The organism is Pseudovibrio ascidiaceicola (assembly GCF_900114245.1).
In the GTDB taxonomy this organism is placed as follows: domain Bacteria; phylum Pseudomonadota; class Alphaproteobacteria; order Rhizobiales; family Stappiaceae; genus Pseudovibrio; species Pseudovibrio ascidiaceicola.
On sequence record NZ_FOSK01000009.1, the window covers coordinates 136,568 to 150,502 of the forward strand.

Below are 13,935 nucleotides of genomic sequence, written 5' to 3' on the forward strand. Positions count from 1 at the left end.
AAAACAAACAATGCCGGCTCTGAAAAGGGTCGGCATTTTGTGTTTCAAGTCACAGTTACGTGAACTAATTCTTGATATGCGTTTTCCCACGGGCAGCTATCTCAATTTTCTCAAAATTCGAACTTGTCTTTTTTTTGGTCTTCCTCTAAAACCGACCAGACGGTACAAAAACCGACTGGACGGTACAGAAACCGACCAGACGGTACAGGCTCCGGTTAGAGGAGAGGGATACCAGCGTGGAAACAACAGCAGAACATATTCTAGATGCAGTCGAGCGTCTGGTTTGCATTGAAGGAACTCGTAAGCTGACCATTGATGCCGTGGCGGCTGAGGCCGGCATGTCCAAAGGCGGGGTGCTTTACAATTTCCGGAGCAAGCATGAGCTGTTGCTGGGTGTGATCCGCAGAGTTGTCTCTGAGGTTCGCGAACGGACGTACACGCTGAGCGACAAGTTGACAGAGCAGGGAGTTGCCTGTCCCATTTTGCGGGCAAGCTTCCAGATCTACAAGGAATACAGAGAGAAAACCGCTCCGAAAGCCTTGTTTGCTCTTGCAGCTCAAGAGCCCGAGTTGGTTGCTGAATTTCAGGATATGAGTACTGAATTCGGACGCGCAATCAGTGGTGAGGTTAGTGACCCGGTTATGGGCCACATGTGTTTGCTCATAATTGACGGACTTTATTATCGCCAGGCGCTGGGCATTGAACACTGTAGCACTGGTGAAATTGATGGACTTATTGATCGCGTGTTGGAAATCACCTCCCAGAATTACCGGTACGCCGAATTGAACGCTGAAGCTGGAAACTAAGGTAAAATGCAGAAAATAAGCGGAAAAAGTAGAATAGGACGCCTAAGCGCTCCTGTTTTTGTTGGGGCACTTGCTCTGCTGCTTGCAAGTTGTCAGGAGCAGGAAGTTGTCGAAGCGCCAAAAACGGTTGCTCCTCGTCCTGCTCGTGTCATGGTCGTTTCTGAGATTGATGATCTCTTTACACGTAATTTCACGGGTCGTGTCGATGCGGTTCAGACCGTCGATCTGGCGTTTCGTGTGTCTGGTCAGCTTGTTGAACTGCCAATCATTGAAGGGCAGCGTATTGCAAAAGGCGATCTGATTGCTGCGCTTGACCCAACTGACTACGAAAACACTGTTCGTGAAGCTCAGGTCAACTTTGAACAAAAGAAGAAAGACCTGAAGCGCTTTGAAACGCTGAAAGATAAGCAGGTTATCTCTGAAGGTCAGTACGATAATGCAAAGACTGCATTTGATCTTGCCGAAGTGACCCTTGATAAAGCCAAGCAGAACCTTGGTTATACAAAGATCGTTGCGCCTTACGATGCAATCGTGACCTCTCGTTCGCTTGATAATTATGCGATCATCAATGCTGGTACCAGCATTGCTCGTTTGCAGGATGTGAGTGAAGTTCGCATCGATATCAACGTTCCTGAAACACTGTTTGCTCAGGCGACTGAATCCTCTGTTCTTAAAATGACTGCTGAGTTCCCGTCCCACCCGGGTAAGGTGTTCCCATTGGAATATCGTGAGCACAGCACGGAAGCAGATAAGGTTGCTCAGACTTATCGTGTGACTTTGGCTATGAACAATGATGATGGTTACAACATCATTCCAGGCATGACTGCGAGCGTAAAAGTTAAGCTCAACGGTCTTGATAAAGCTCAGAGCACCGCCTTCTTCGTACCGACATCTGCAGTTGGCTCTTCTCCTGACAAAAGCCCGTATGTGTGGGTTGTTGATGAAAGCGAAAAGCGTGTTGGTCGTCGTAAAGTTCTGCTTGGAACTGTGCTTGGCAGCTTCATTCCAGTGCTTTCAGGCTTGAAAGACGGCGAGATGATCGTGACGGCTGGTGTGAGCCATCTGAGCGAAAATCAGCTGATCGTGCCTAAGCTGTAAGAGTAGCGTCTAGGAGTTTTTGATATGGATATTGCACGCTACTCGATCGAGAAGCCGGTCAATGTCTGGATGGTTGTTCTGATTGCTCTGCTTGGGGGCATTTGGGCTCTGGGCGGCATTGGACGACTGGAAGATCCGGCATTTACCATTAAAGAAGCGCAGGTGATCACCTCTTATCCAGGTGCGAGCGCTGCGGAAGTTGAGGAAGAAGTTACTGAACGGCTGGAAAGTGCCATTCAGCAGATGCCTCAGCTGAAAGAAGTTCGCAGTACCTCTGAACCGGGCCTCTCCCGTATTCAGGTGGAAATGAAAGACACCTATGACGGCACTGAGTTGCCTCAGGTGTGGGATGAGCTGCGTCGTAAAGTAAACGATGAAGTGGCAGACCTGCCAAATGGTGTTCGCACTCCCGTTGTCTATGACAGCTTCGGTGATGTGTTCGGCATGTACTATGCTTTGACGGCTGATGGATACTCCAACCGGGATATTCGTAAGACTGTCAAAGAGCTGCGCCGTGAGCTGCTGACTGTCGATAACGTTGCTAAGGTTTCTATTCTCGGAGAGCCTGAGGACGAGATCATCATTGCGATGGATCAGGACCGGTTGGCACAGCTGGGAATTACCATTGCGGACGTACAGAATGTACTGAATGCGGAAAACGCTATTCAGGCGAACGGTACAACCGTTTCCGGTGATCTGCGCATTCGTATCTCTACAGTTTCTGCCTTTGACAGCTACCGTAGTATTCAGGATCTCGTGATCGGTAATCCGGGTTCCACTGCGATGGTTCGTTTGTCCGATGTGGCGACGCTTTCTGTACAAGAGCCTGAAAATCCGAAGGTTCTGGTCCGTCATAACGGCCAGCGTGCGGTTACTCTTGGTGTTGCTGCTGTTGAAGACACAAACGTTGTGGCCGTTGGACAAGACGTTGAAGCTCATCTGAACGACTTGCGCGCGAACCTGCCTGTTGGCATGGAAGTCATCCCTATCTACGAACAGCACAAAGTGGTTGATCAGGCCGTTGGTTCTTTTGTTTGGAACCTTGTGATGTCTGTGTCCATCGTGATTGTGGTGCTCGGCATCTTCATGGGCTGGCGTGCTGCTGTGGTGGTTGGCTCGGTTCTGTTGTTGACCGTTCTTTCTACAATCTTGCTGATGAAGCTGGGTGGTATTGAGCTAGAGCGTATTTCGCTTGGTGCGCTTGTTATCGCCATGGGTATGTTGGTGGACAACGCGATTGTTGTTGCCGAAGGTATGATGATCAACATGCAACGCGGTATGCGGCCTATCAAAGCTGCGTCGACCGTTGTTGAGCAGACCAAATGGCCACTTCTGGGTGCAACTGTTATCGGCATCATGGCGTTCTCAGGTATTGGTCTTTCCAGTGACAGTACTGGTGAGTTCATGTTCTCGCTGTTCGCTGTGGTTGGCATCTCCCTGCTGATGTCCTGGTTGTTTGCGATCCTCGTTACACCGTTGTTTGGTAAGTACTTCTTTAAGATGTCTGCTATCTCCGGTGATGAGCATGATCCTTACCGCGGCTTCATGTACACCATGTTCCGCAAGATCCTGGTGCTGACGCTGAGGCTGCGCTGGGTGTCTCTGGCAGCTCTGATCGGTGTGACTGTGGTTTGCTTCTGGTCCTTCCAGTTTGTTGCAAACTCCTTCTTCCCGAACTCTTCAACTCCGCTGTTCTATGTGAACTACTGGTTGCCACATGGTACCGACATTCATGCGACCGCGCGTGATATGGAGAAACTGGAAAACGAGATCCTGTCTTTGCCAGGTGTCGTTTCAACCAACTCCTTCATTGGTCAGGGTGCAACCCGCTTTATGCTGACTTACTCAGCTCAGGACGGTAGCTCCAACTATGGTCAGGTGATTGTCCGGACTGAGAACACTGATGTCATTAATGATCTCGCATTGAAGATCCGTGCGTTTGGTGTTGCCGAGTTGCCTCAGGGACAGGTGTATACCGAGCGTCTGGTGTTCGGTCCTCCATCTGGTGCTGATGTTCAGGCTCGTATCACTGGTCCAGACGCTGATGTTCTGCGTGCTATCTCAGAAGAGATGATCCAGATTTTCAAGGATCCTCAGTATCGCTTGAGTGATGTTCGTACCGATTGGCGTGAACGCGAGTTGGTGATGCATCCGAAGTTTGATGAGCAGCGGGCTCGTATTGCTGGCATCACGCGACAGGACCTTTCTACTGCGGTTCAGTTTACCTCTGATGGTATTCGTGCAGGCAGCTATCGTGATCTGGATGAAGATATTCCGATCATCGTGAAACGTCAGCGTGCTGAGGGTGAGACTGCATCCGAAGCCCTTATAAACACACTGGTTTGGAGCTCTCAGCAGCGCAAGTATGTGCCGATTGATCAGGTAACTTCCGGTATCTCTACTGAAGCTGAAGATACTTTGATCCGTCGTCGGGATCGTGTGAAGACGTTGAGTGTGCTTGGGGCCAGTGCTCCGGATGAGTTGGCGTCGGTTGCTCATGCTCGAATTCGGGGTGCGATTGAGAGTGTTCCGCTTCCTGATGGGTATTCCATGGAGTGGGGTGGTGAGTACGAGAACTCTCAGGATGCGAATGCGTCGCTGGGTAGTAAGGTGCCTGTTACCTTCCTCGTGATGATTGTTATCTCCATCCTGTTGTTCTCTAAGGTGCGGGAACCACTCATCATCTGGCTGATCGTACCGATGTCTATCAACGGTGTTGTGATTGGTCTGCTTGGGACAGGTATGCCGCTCGACTTTATGGCAATCCTTGGTGTGTTGTCGCTGTCAGGTATGTTGATCAAGAATGCGATCGTGCTTCTGGAAGAGATCGACCTGCAGCTGGAGCATGGCGGAGACCGGTTTGATGCTGTTGTCAGCGCGAGTGTTTCTCGTCTGCGTCCGGTGTCTATGGCGGCGATCACAACGATCCTTGGTATGGCTCCGCTGATTGTTGATCCGATGTTCGCGAGTATGTCTGTGACCATTATGGGTGGTCTGACGTTTGCTACACTGCTGACATTGCTGGCTGTTCCGTTGCTGTTCATCATCTTCTACCGCATCCACCCAGGTGAGGGTGCTGGTAAAGGTAAGGCAAAGAAGTCTTTGAAAGAGCTGGAAGAAAAACCTTCCGTTGATCAGAAGGCTGAGCCGGAACCGGCATAAGATAAAGGCCTTCCCGGTTACCTAAAACCGGGAAGGCCCTCGAGATAAGCAAGGGGCGGCGTATATTTACCGCAACACTCCGTCCTTTGCTCCCCCGCGCCGTCTCTGCCCCCAACACCAGAGGCGGCGCATCCTTTTTTGCCTTCACGGCACTTCCCAAAACAGCCTAGCCAGACACTTTGCGCGAATTTGCGTTGTTTTGCGCAATTTAGCGTTTTTGTGCGTTGGTTTGCGTTGCTATGTGGATCTTTACCTTAACGGAAATAGCGGAATACGGAATTCAAATCTACCGTGATCCGTGTTGACACTTCCAAGTTGGTACTGTGTCATCCGGGTACTTTGAGGCTGAGTAGACGCCACGTGCGATGGCACGGGAGACAGTTTGAGCTGCGTATGCGCCCAATTCCAACAGCTCGACCATCGGTTCCTGCATTTTTCGTTTGCCGGTAGAAATCACGAAGAGCAGATCGCCGTCCATTGGTGTGTGTGCTGGCCAGAGGGCGCGGGCGTAGCCGTCGTGGGCGGCTGTGGCAATGCGTTTGGCTTCTGACTTGGTCAAGATCAGGTCAGTTGCGACAACACCGATGGTGGTGTTTGTGTTCGGGGATAAGTCGATTGTGCCGAGCGTGAACTTGGTTTGCACCGTGCGGTCCATGCCTGGCATTTCGGTTGGCCAGCCCAGTCCGCCAAATTCTTCGTGCTGTTCGCTTGGAGCTGCCCAGAAGTAGGGGGTGTCACCAATGGTGGTGCGGCCCAGTGCGTTGACGGCGATCAATGCGCCGACGGTGCCGCCGCGGGGGAGGGCGAGGGAGGCTGAGCCCAGTCCGCCTTTCAGATCAGCGGTGGTTGCTCCGAAGCCTGCGCCTGCGGTGCCGAGTTCGAATTCGTCGGCTGCATTGTCGACGGCCTCAATACCCATTTCGCGATAGATTGGATTTCTGCCCCACGATTTATCCCCTCCATTTAGAAGGTCGAATAGAATAGCTGTGGGGGTAATTGGAATGACAGCACTGCCAACACTGAAACCTTTGCCAAGCTCTGCCAGCCGAACCTGCGCACCGCTGCCTGCATCCAGGCCGAATGCAGAACCGCCTGACAAGACAAGCGCGTCAATGGCATTGACGGTTTGCTCCGGCTCCAGCAAGGCAACATCGCGTGTACCGGGAGCGCCGCCCATGATGGCGACTGAAGCGACGGCCTGCTCGTCGGGAATAAGAACGGTGACGCCTGACTTGGTCTTTTCGCAATGAGCATTGCCGACCTTCAATCCCGGAACATCGGTGATCAGGTTGCGCGGTGTTGGGGACATGGTGTTTCCCTAATTTATTATCAAAACGTACAGGAAGCGCCTTAGCGATGAAAAAATCGCAGGGACACTCTAACTAATTGTCTTTATGCATATCTTGGTTTGAAAATCTGTAGGCCCTTTCGGGCAAAGATATGTCCGAGGTACCTGTTTTTAGTCGAATCTATCCCGAAAACTGGAATAGGAAACACCCTTAGACTGAATGGTAATTTCGATCGAGGTAGATCAGAGCAGGTGCAAATTCACCCAGACGTGCAGCAACCACTTCACCAAACAGAACCGAGTGTGTGCCGACTTCAGTTACTTCTTTGATATGGCAATCGAAACTGACGCGTGCACTTTCCAGAACAGGGCTTCCTGTTGCCAGAGTGCCCCAGCTTCCTTTTGCGAAGCGTTCTTCCATTGGCAGGTCGCCCTGACCAGCGAAGACGTTCGACAAGTCTGTATGGTCATGAATGAGTGTGTTGATACAGAAAACGCCGTTGTCTTTGACGATCTGGTTCACCTTTGCGCTGCGGTTGAGGCAGACAAGCAAGGTGGCTGGGTCGTCAGAGACGGAACACACAGATGAAACCGTTGCGCCAATGCGGCCTGCGGGGCCGGCACTGGCCAGCAAATGAACGGAAGCGCCTAAACGACTCATTGCCTCTCTAAATTCATGCGAGGCGAGACTTTTATTCGTATTTTCAGTTGGCGCCATGGTTAAAGCTGTCGTCATCCAGTTCGTTCCAAGATATTCCCACAGGTATGATCTGTGTTTCACACTGTACAATATTCATTAGTACTTTTCAGTCGCCCAAAAACGACAGGTCTTTGAAATAGAGTAGTTATAGCCATTTGCTGAGAAAAGCTAGTTCTACTGCGAAAAACTGATTAATATACCAGAGGCTATATTCTATTTTCAGGTGCGCATTTTGCTGTTCCGGAATTTTCATTGAAAATTGAAGGCCCAACAAGGTCTTTACGTATAGGCAAATTGGAAATCTTCAAAAAATCCTGGGTACCATCTTGCAGTTTTTGTCTGGATATGGTCAGTATACATTAGCTGTGATATATTACAGAATAGGGAAGCGGCTTTCTACGGATGAGGAAAATTCACGTATGGGTTGTGGTGCTGTGATCTCAGAAGCTGCCCTAGTGGATTGTCGGGAGTAGGAATAAGTCCAGATTTTGGATTGTATGAAATAAAAATGCGCCTGACGCGTATAAAGAATAGGAAAATTCCAAAATACGGACTTATAAGTATGGGTAATATACTTACAGGTCGGCTTACCATAAAATATTTGGGGTCTGAATTCGGAGGCATTCAGACTGGACAGCAACTAAAAGCTGATCTCATGCGGGGAACAAAATAAAACATGGATTACTTTCTCCAACAACTTATCAATGGTGTAACGCTTGGGTCCATTTATGGTCTCATCGCCATTGGCTATACAATGGTGTATGGCATTATCGGCATGATTAACTTCGCCCATGGCGATATCTTCATGGTCGGATCTTTCGTTGCACTTATTCTAATTGTTGCACTTGGCATTACAGCCGCTACACCGGTGCTTCTTTTGATTTTGGCTCTGGCCCTCGTTCTTGTTGTGGCCATGGCTTTGACTGCTGTTTGGGGGTGGACAGTAGAGCGCATTGCTTATCGGCCTTTGCGCGGATCATTCCGTCTTGCACCGCTGATTACTGCAATTGGTGCATCAATTGCTCTTCAGAACTTCGTGCAGGTTTCTCAAGGTGCCAAGAACAAGCCATTGCAACCTCTCTTCTCCGGCAGCTTTCAGCTGACTGATGGTGGTGCAGATGGTTCTGGCTTTATCGTAAACCTGTCTTACATCCAGATCCTGATTGTTGTGACGACAGTCATTTTGATGGGTGGCTTTACTTATCTCATCAACAACACCAATCTGGGCCGCTCTCAGCGTGCTTGTGAGCAGGACCGGAAGATGGCGTCCTTGCTGGGTGTGAATGTTGACCGCACAATCTCTCTTACCTTTGTGATGGGTGCGTCTCTGGCTTCAGTCGCGGGTCTTATGTTCCTGCTGTATTACGGTGTGGTAGATTTTTACATCGGCTTCCTGGCTGGTGTGAAGGCCTTTACCGCTGCGGTTCTGGGAGGAATCGGATCGCTGCCGGGTGCAATGCTGGGTGGATTGCTGATCGGGCTCATCGAGACGTTCTGGTCTGGCTACTTCTCCGTTGAATACAAAGATGTTGCCGCGTTTTCGATCCTGGCGATTGTTCTGATCTTTATGCCGGAAGGACTTCTCGGCCAACCTGAGGTGGAGAAGGTCTGATGCAAGCAAGACAAAAAGACAGCTTGCTTGTTGCAAGTGTAAAAGACAGTTTGGGTGCTGCGGTTATTACGTTCGCCCTTGCCTGTGTCATGGTTGGTTTGCGCGTTGATGTGGCGTCTGGCCGTGGTGCGGAGCTGTTTCTGGAACATCGCTGGTTAGCGGTTGCAGTTGCAGTGCTCATTGTGTTCGCTGGCCGCCTCGCCATGAACATTTTCTTCTGGAAACGGGAAGACCCGCCATCTCTTAACCTCTCTGGCCTAATGCCAAAGGGCGGATTGGGAGCCAACTCCTCTAACATAATCAAATACGGCCTGCTCGGTTTGGCTGTTGTGCTTCCGTTTGTGCTGATGTTCTGGCTTGGTGCCCGTGGGTCCCGTCAATATATCGACCTTGCTATTCTGGTGCTGACCTACGTGATGTTGGGCTGGGGCCTGAACATTGTGGTTGGTCTGGCTGGATTGCTGGATCTGGGCTATGTGGCGTTTTATGCGGTTGGAGCTTACTCCTATGCATTGCTCGCACATTACTTCGGTTTCTCCTTCTGGCTCTGCCTGCCGCTTGCCGGTATTTTGGCCGCGTTCTGGGGTATCATTCTCGGTTTCCCGGTTCTGAGGCTTCGAGGAGATTATCTTGCCATTGTGACGCTTGCGTTTGGTGAGATTATTCGTGTTGTGCTGTTGAACTGGTATCAGTTTACAGGCGGACCTGACGGTCTTTCCGGCATTCCACGCCCAAGCTTCTTCGGGTTGGAATTCTCCCGTGGGGAAGGTGGTTTTGCCAGCTTCTTTGGGCTGGATTACAGCAGTATTCACCGCATCATCTTCCTGTATTACCTCATCTTCGCGATGGCATTGTTCACGAACTTTGTGACTATGCGCTTGCGCCGGATGCCGATTGGTCGTGCATGGGAAGCTTTGCGTGAAGACGAGATTGCCTGCCGGGCGCTGGGTATCAACACAACAAACACCAAATTGACGGCCTTTGCTCTTGGTGCGATGTTCGCCGGCTTTGCAGGGTCCTTCTTTGCAACGCGTCAGGGCTTCATCTCTCCTGAGAGTTTCACCTTCCTTGAATCCGCGATCATTCTAGCGATTGTGGTTTTGGGTGGTCTTGGCTCGCAGATTGGTGTGGTGATTGCAGCGATTGTGATGATTGGTGGCTTTGAGTTCTTCCGTGAGTTTGAAGAGTACCGCATGCTGGTCTTCGGTATGATCATGGTGGTGATCATGGTTTGGAAACCGCGTGGATTGATCTCAAGCAGAACGCCAAGTGTGGCACTTTCCAAAAACGCTAAGGGCATCTCTGCTGATCTCGTTCAGGAGGGCCACGGATGAGCACCTGGGACAACAACCCTGTTCTGAAGGTTGAGCACCTGACCATGCGCTTCGGCGGATTGACGGCGATCAACGACCTGAGCTTCAACATTGGGCGTGGTGACATTACTGCGCTGATCGGGCCGAACGGTGCGGGTAAAACCACAGTGTTTAACTGCATCACCGGTTTTTATAAGCCGACTGAAGGCCGTCTTGTCATGAACCGTTCCAATGGTGAAAAGCACCTTTTGGAGCGGATGGCAGACTTCAAGATTACGGCGGACGCGAAAGTTGCCCGCACGTTCCAGAACATCCGTCTGTTTGGCGGTATGACCATTCTGGAAAACCTGATGGTGGCACAGCACAACCCGCTGATGGTTGCTTCCAACTGGACCGTTGGTGGTCTGCTGGGGCTGGGTGGTTACAAAAAGTCCAATGTGGATGCGATTGAAACCGCCAAGTACTGGCTGGAGCGCATTGATCTGATTGATCGTGCGGATGCGCCTGCGGCTGACCTTTCTTACGGCGATCAGCGCCGTTTGGAAATTGCCCGTGCCATGTGTACCGGACCTGAACTTCTTTGTCTGGACGAACCAGCTGCTGGTTTGAACCCGAAGGAAAGTCTGGAGCTGAACAATCTGCTTCAATACATCCGCAAAGAGCATGACACCTCGGTTGTTCTGATCGAGCACGACATGTCTGTTGTTATGGAAATCTCTGACCACGTTGTGGTGCTGGATTACGGCGTGAAGATTTCTGATGGCACTCCTGAGTTCGTCAAGAACGATCCGCATGTGATCGCGGCTTACCTGGGTGTTGAGGATGATGAAGTAGATCAGGTTGAAGAGGAGGTGGGCATAGTATGAGCGCTCAACAACCACTCCTGAGCATTCGCGGCGTTCAAACCTTCTACGGTAAGATTCAGGCACTGCATGGTGTTGATCTTGATGTGTATGAAGGTGAGATCGTGACGTTGATCGGAGCGAACGGTGCGGGGAAATCGACCCTGATGATGACCGTTTGCGGTACGCCGCAGGCTCGTAACGGGTCTGTGACGTATTGCGGTGAGGATATCACCTACAAGCCGACCTATGAGATTATGCGAACCGGTATCGCTCAGTCACCAGAAGGTCGTCGTATCTTCCCACGCATGACGGTTTTAGAGAACCTGATGATGGGCGGTATGGTTGCCGGTAATGAGCACTTTGAGGAAGACCTGCGCCGTGCGTTTGAGCTGTTTCCGCGTTTGAAAGAACGTCAGCAGCAGCGCGGTGGGACGTTGTCGGGTGGTGAGCAGCAGATGCTCGCGATTGCCCGTGCCTTGATGAGCCGTCCGCGTCTTTTGTTGCTGGATGAACCGTCTCTGGGTCTGGCTCCGATTATCGTGGCGCAGATTTTTGATGCGATCCGTGAACTGAACCGGACCGATGGTCTGACCGTGTTCCTTGTTGAGCAGAATGCGTATCACGCGTTGAAGCTGGCTCACCGGGGCTACGTGATGGTCAACGGTACAATCACCATGACCGGCACTGGTAAGGAGCTTTTGTCTCGTGAAGAGGTGAAGGCAGCTTATCTTGAAGGCGGCGCGCACTAAGGAGGCGAAGAGATGGGTATTCTTTATGGCAGCTCGATGCCTGCCTTTATTATGCTGGTTGTTGTGCTGGGCGGCTTGGCTGCTGCTGCAACGGGGCGCTCTATTGCGACCACGTGGCGGCCTTTGCCGATCCTGTTCTGGTTCATCTTCCTGTTGTCTTTGGCCATGCGGTTTCTGTCGTTTGCGCTGTTTGAAGAGCCTCTGCTTTCCATTCAGTACTGGCTGGTGGACTACGCTATCCTCCTCGGCATTGCGCTGGCGAGTTATCGTATGACGCGCACCACCCAGATGGTGACACAGTATAGCTGGCTTTACGACAAAACAGGCCCGTTTGGCTGGAAGCTGAAACCTGGTCAGCAAGATAATTACTAATTCGCAAAATTACTTAGATAATTGTTGCGCATTCGGTCAGTTCTGGGTCACACTGGTGACTGGCTAGGCATCCAGATGATGAGTACGGAGAGGTCTCATTGTCGGAAGCATTGAGCAGGCGAGGGGTTTGCCTGCTCTGGTGGGAGATAGTGATGTTTCCCGCTCAATTTTAATTGAGAAATGCACCTGACTCGGGGAGTTTTTTATGAAAAAGTATCTTTTGGCAAGCGTTGCCGGTGTTGCTGCTATGGCAATGTCTGGCGCGGCTATGGCTGAAATCGTTATTGCTACTGCAGGCCCAATGACTGGCCAGTACGCATCGTTTGGTGCGCAGATGAAAGCTGGTGCTGAACAGGCTGTTGCTGACATCAACGCTGCTGGCGGTGTGAACGGCGAGATGCTTGTTTTGGAAGTTGGCGATGATGCATGTGACCCTAAGCAGGCTGTTGCTGTTGCTAACCAGATGGTTGGTAAGAACGTAGCCTTCATGGCTGGTCACTTCTGCTCCGGTTCTTCCATCCCAGCTTCTCAGGTTTATGCTGAAGAGGGTATCATCCAGATCACTCCAGCATCCACCAACCCGAAGTACACTGACGAGCGTCCAGGACCTGGTACGTACCGCGTGTGTGGTCGTGATGACCAGCAGGGTAAAGTTGCCGGCACAACGCTTGCGACTGAGTTTGGCGGCAAGAACATTGCTGTGATCCACGACAAGACCGCTTACGGCAAAGGTCTTGCTGATGCGACTAAGGCTGTGATGAACGCTGCTGGCAAGCAGGAAGCTCTTTATGAGGCTTACACCGCTGGTGAAAAAGATTACACCGCGCTGGTTTCCAAGCTGAAGTCAGAAAAAGTCGACGTTCTTTACGTTGGTGGTTACCACACTGAAGCTGGTCTGATGAAGCGTCAGATGGTTGATCAGGGCATGGACACCATTCTGGTTTCCGGTGATGCTCTTGTGACTGATGAGTACTGGTCCATCACTGGTCCTGCTGGTGCTGGCACTTTGATGACCTTCCCACCGGATCCACGTAACAACGCTGAAGCTGCTGCTGTTGTGGCTGCTCTTGAAGCTGCTGGCAAAACCACTGAAGGTTACGCTCTTTACACCTATGCTGCGATCCAGACATGGGCGAAAGCTGCGGCTGAAGCTGGTTCTACCGACTACGATGCAGTTGTAGAGAAGCTGAATGCTGGCAAGTTCGACACCGTTCTTGGTGAGCTGTCCTTCAACGAGAAGGGCGATGTGTCTCTGCCAGGTTACGTTTGGTACGAGTGGAAAGACGGTTCCTACGGTTACCGCTAAGATTTAAAGCCTGAGTTCATTCAGGTTTTGTGAGGGTTCCGGGGCGATGCTCCGGGACCCTTTTTTGTTGGAGTTTAGGGAGGTTGGAAGAGCCCTATTAAGGTTGAATACGCTCCATTATCAAAATACCGTTTTGGCTACGTCGGGCTTAAGGTTCCGCGGGTACACTGACGTCTTCTTTATTGAAGGTGCCCAATGATCATTCGATATTTGGTGTTGATTGCATTTCTTTGTTCTTCCGGCGCTGCTGTTGCGCAGGGGCCTAACACGCCGCGACCTGAAGAAATCAAGGCGTTTCATGAGTGCCTGCGAAAAGGGGGGCTTGTGTTCAACGACAGAGTTCAGTGCATTGGAAAGGTCTTTGAAACTTGCGCCATGAAGTTGCAGGACCAGACCAGCATGGGTATGCGAGAATGCTATTCGCGGGAAACTGCCCTTTGGGAAAAGATGATTTTGAACTCTGAGAAGGAGTTGAGGCGGAATGAGAATAAGCCGACCAAGACCATGCTTTCTGAAGCAGCCCGGAACTGGAAGGCCTTTCGCAACAACACCTGCAATATTCCGTATGCCATGAACCCTAAGGGAACGCTTGCTCCCGTTCTGGGTATGGAATGCTTCAACCGGATAACGGCGCTTTGGGCGCTGCAGCTTTCTGAATTTGCGACACCATTAGGGAACTAGGAC

The 13,935-nt window shown here is 51.0% G+C and carries 12 protein-coding genes; 10 read left to right on the forward strand and 2 right to left on the reverse strand.

Annotated features, from left to right (window positions below; all coding sequences use genetic code 11):
- The first annotated feature begins 236 nt into the window (after positions 1–236).
- Genes BM231_RS17530 through BM231_RS17540 form a run of 3 tightly spaced genes read left to right on the forward strand, consistent with a single transcriptional unit; the run spans position 237 to position 5,066 of the window.
- Positions 237–806 (forward strand): TetR/AcrR family transcriptional regulator, encoded by a 570-nt coding sequence (locus tag BM231_RS17530; protein WP_093521333.1) that lies wholly within the window; start codon positions 237–239, stop codon positions 804–806.
- Positions 807–812: 6 nt separating this feature from the next.
- Positions 813–1,904: an efflux RND transporter periplasmic adaptor subunit gene (locus BM231_RS17535; RefSeq protein ID WP_063300872.1), complete on the forward strand. Its 1,092-nt coding sequence runs from the start codon at positions 813–815 to the stop codon at positions 1,902–1,904.
- 24 nt (positions 1,905–1,928) lie between these two features.
- A complete protein-coding gene (locus BM231_RS17540; protein ID WP_093521335.1) occupies positions 1,929–5,066 on the forward strand; it encodes an efflux RND transporter permease subunit in 3,138 nt (1,045 codons plus the stop codon).
- Between the two features lie 286 nt (positions 5,067–5,352).
- On the opposite strand, the gene BM231_RS17545 is transcribed toward BM231_RS17540, so the two are convergent.
- Both BM231_RS17545 and BM231_RS17550 read right to left on the reverse strand, forming a co-directional pair.
- Positions 5,353–6,375, reverse strand: coding sequence for a P1 family peptidase (locus BM231_RS17545; RefSeq protein WP_093521336.1), 1,023 nt, complete (start codon positions 6,373–6,375; stop codon positions 5,353–5,355).
- Positions 6,376–6,565: 190 nt separating this feature from the next.
- On the reverse strand, positions 6,566–7,015 hold the full coding sequence (locus tag BM231_RS17550) for a flavin reductase (protein WP_244271768.1): 450 nt from the start codon (positions 7,013–7,015) through the stop codon (positions 6,566–6,568).
- 715 nt (positions 7,016–7,730) lie between these two features.
- Here BM231_RS17550 and BM231_RS17555 point away from each other — a divergent pair.
- The 7 genes from BM231_RS17555 (at position 7,731) to BM231_RS17585 (ending at position 13,932) form a co-directional block, all read left to right on the forward strand.
- Positions 7,731–8,666 (forward strand): ABC transporter permease subunit, encoded by a 936-nt coding sequence (locus BM231_RS17555; RefSeq protein ID WP_057462563.1) that lies wholly within the window; start codon positions 7,731–7,733, stop codon positions 8,664–8,666.
- On the forward strand, positions 8,666–10,000 hold the full coding sequence (gene livM, locus BM231_RS17560) for a high-affinity branched-chain amino acid ABC transporter permease LivM (protein WP_093521338.1): 1,335 nt from the start codon (positions 8,666–8,668) through the stop codon (positions 9,998–10,000). The genes BM231_RS17555 and livM overlap by 1 nt, the downstream gene beginning before the upstream one ends.
- Positions 9,997–10,845 carry an ABC transporter ATP-binding protein gene (locus tag BM231_RS17565; RefSeq protein ID WP_093521343.1) on the forward strand — a complete coding sequence of 283 codons (849 nt, stop codon included), beginning with the start codon at positions 9,997–9,999 and terminating at the stop codon, positions 10,843–10,845. The genes livM and BM231_RS17565 overlap by 4 nt, the downstream gene beginning before the upstream one ends.
- Entirely contained in the window at positions 10,842–11,573 is a 732-nt protein-coding gene (locus BM231_RS17570) for an ABC transporter ATP-binding protein (protein WP_093521345.1), read from the forward strand. Before BM231_RS17565 ends, BM231_RS17570 begins: the two co-directional genes overlap by 4 nt.
- 12 nt (positions 11,574–11,585) lie before the next feature.
- Positions 11,586–11,945 carry a DUF6867 family protein gene (locus BM231_RS17575; protein ID WP_093521347.1) on the forward strand — a complete coding sequence of 120 codons (360 nt, stop codon included), beginning with the start codon at positions 11,586–11,588 and terminating at the stop codon, positions 11,943–11,945.
- A gap of 205 nt (positions 11,946–12,150) precedes the next feature.
- A complete protein-coding gene (locus BM231_RS17580; RefSeq protein WP_093521349.1) occupies positions 12,151–13,251 on the forward strand; it encodes a branched-chain amino acid ABC transporter substrate-binding protein in 1,101 nt (366 codons plus the stop codon).
- A gap of 195 nt (positions 13,252–13,446) precedes the next feature.
- Positions 13,447–13,932 carry a lysozyme inhibitor LprI family protein gene (locus tag BM231_RS17585; RefSeq protein WP_093521351.1) on the forward strand — a complete coding sequence of 162 codons (486 nt, stop codon included), beginning with the start codon at positions 13,447–13,449 and terminating at the stop codon, positions 13,930–13,932.
- Positions 13,933–13,935: the final 3 nt, after the last annotated feature.

What these genes read in the sequence shown, in the direction of transcription:
- BM231_RS17535 (WP_063300872.1), top strand. Translation starts at nt 813, where the DNA reads ATGCAGAAAATAAGCGGAAAAAGTAGAATAGGACGCCTAAGCGCTCCT.
- BM231_RS17540 (WP_093521335.1), top strand. Translation starts at nt 1,929, where the DNA reads ATGGATATTGCACGCTACTCGATCGAGAAGCCGGTCAATGTCTGGATG.
- BM231_RS17545 (WP_093521336.1), bottom strand. Translation starts at nt 6,375, where the DNA reads ATGTCCCCAACACCGCGCAACCTGATCACCGATGTTCCGGGATTGAAG.
- BM231_RS17550 (WP_244271768.1), bottom strand. Translation starts at nt 7,015, where the DNA reads ATGAGTCGTTTAGGCGCTTCCGTTCATTTGCTGGCCAGTGCCGGCCCC.
- BM231_RS17555 (WP_057462563.1), top strand. Translation starts at nt 7,731, where the DNA reads ATGGATTACTTTCTCCAACAACTTATCAATGGTGTAACGCTTGGGTCC.
- livM (WP_093521338.1), top strand. Translation starts at nt 8,666, where the DNA reads ATGCAAGCAAGACAAAAAGACAGCTTGCTTGTTGCAAGTGTAAAAGAC.
- BM231_RS17565 (WP_093521343.1), top strand. Translation starts at nt 9,997, where the DNA reads ATGAGCACCTGGGACAACAACCCTGTTCTGAAGGTTGAGCACCTGACC.
- BM231_RS17570 (WP_093521345.1), top strand. Translation starts at nt 10,842, where the DNA reads ATGAGCGCTCAACAACCACTCCTGAGCATTCGCGGCGTTCAAACCTTC.
- BM231_RS17575 (WP_093521347.1), top strand. Translation starts at nt 11,586, where the DNA reads ATGGGTATTCTTTATGGCAGCTCGATGCCTGCCTTTATTATGCTGGTT.
- BM231_RS17580 (WP_093521349.1), top strand. Translation starts at nt 12,151, where the DNA reads ATGAAAAAGTATCTTTTGGCAAGCGTTGCCGGTGTTGCTGCTATGGCA.
- BM231_RS17585 (WP_093521351.1), top strand. Translation starts at nt 13,447, where the DNA reads ATGATCATTCGATATTTGGTGTTGATTGCATTTCTTTGTTCTTCCGGC.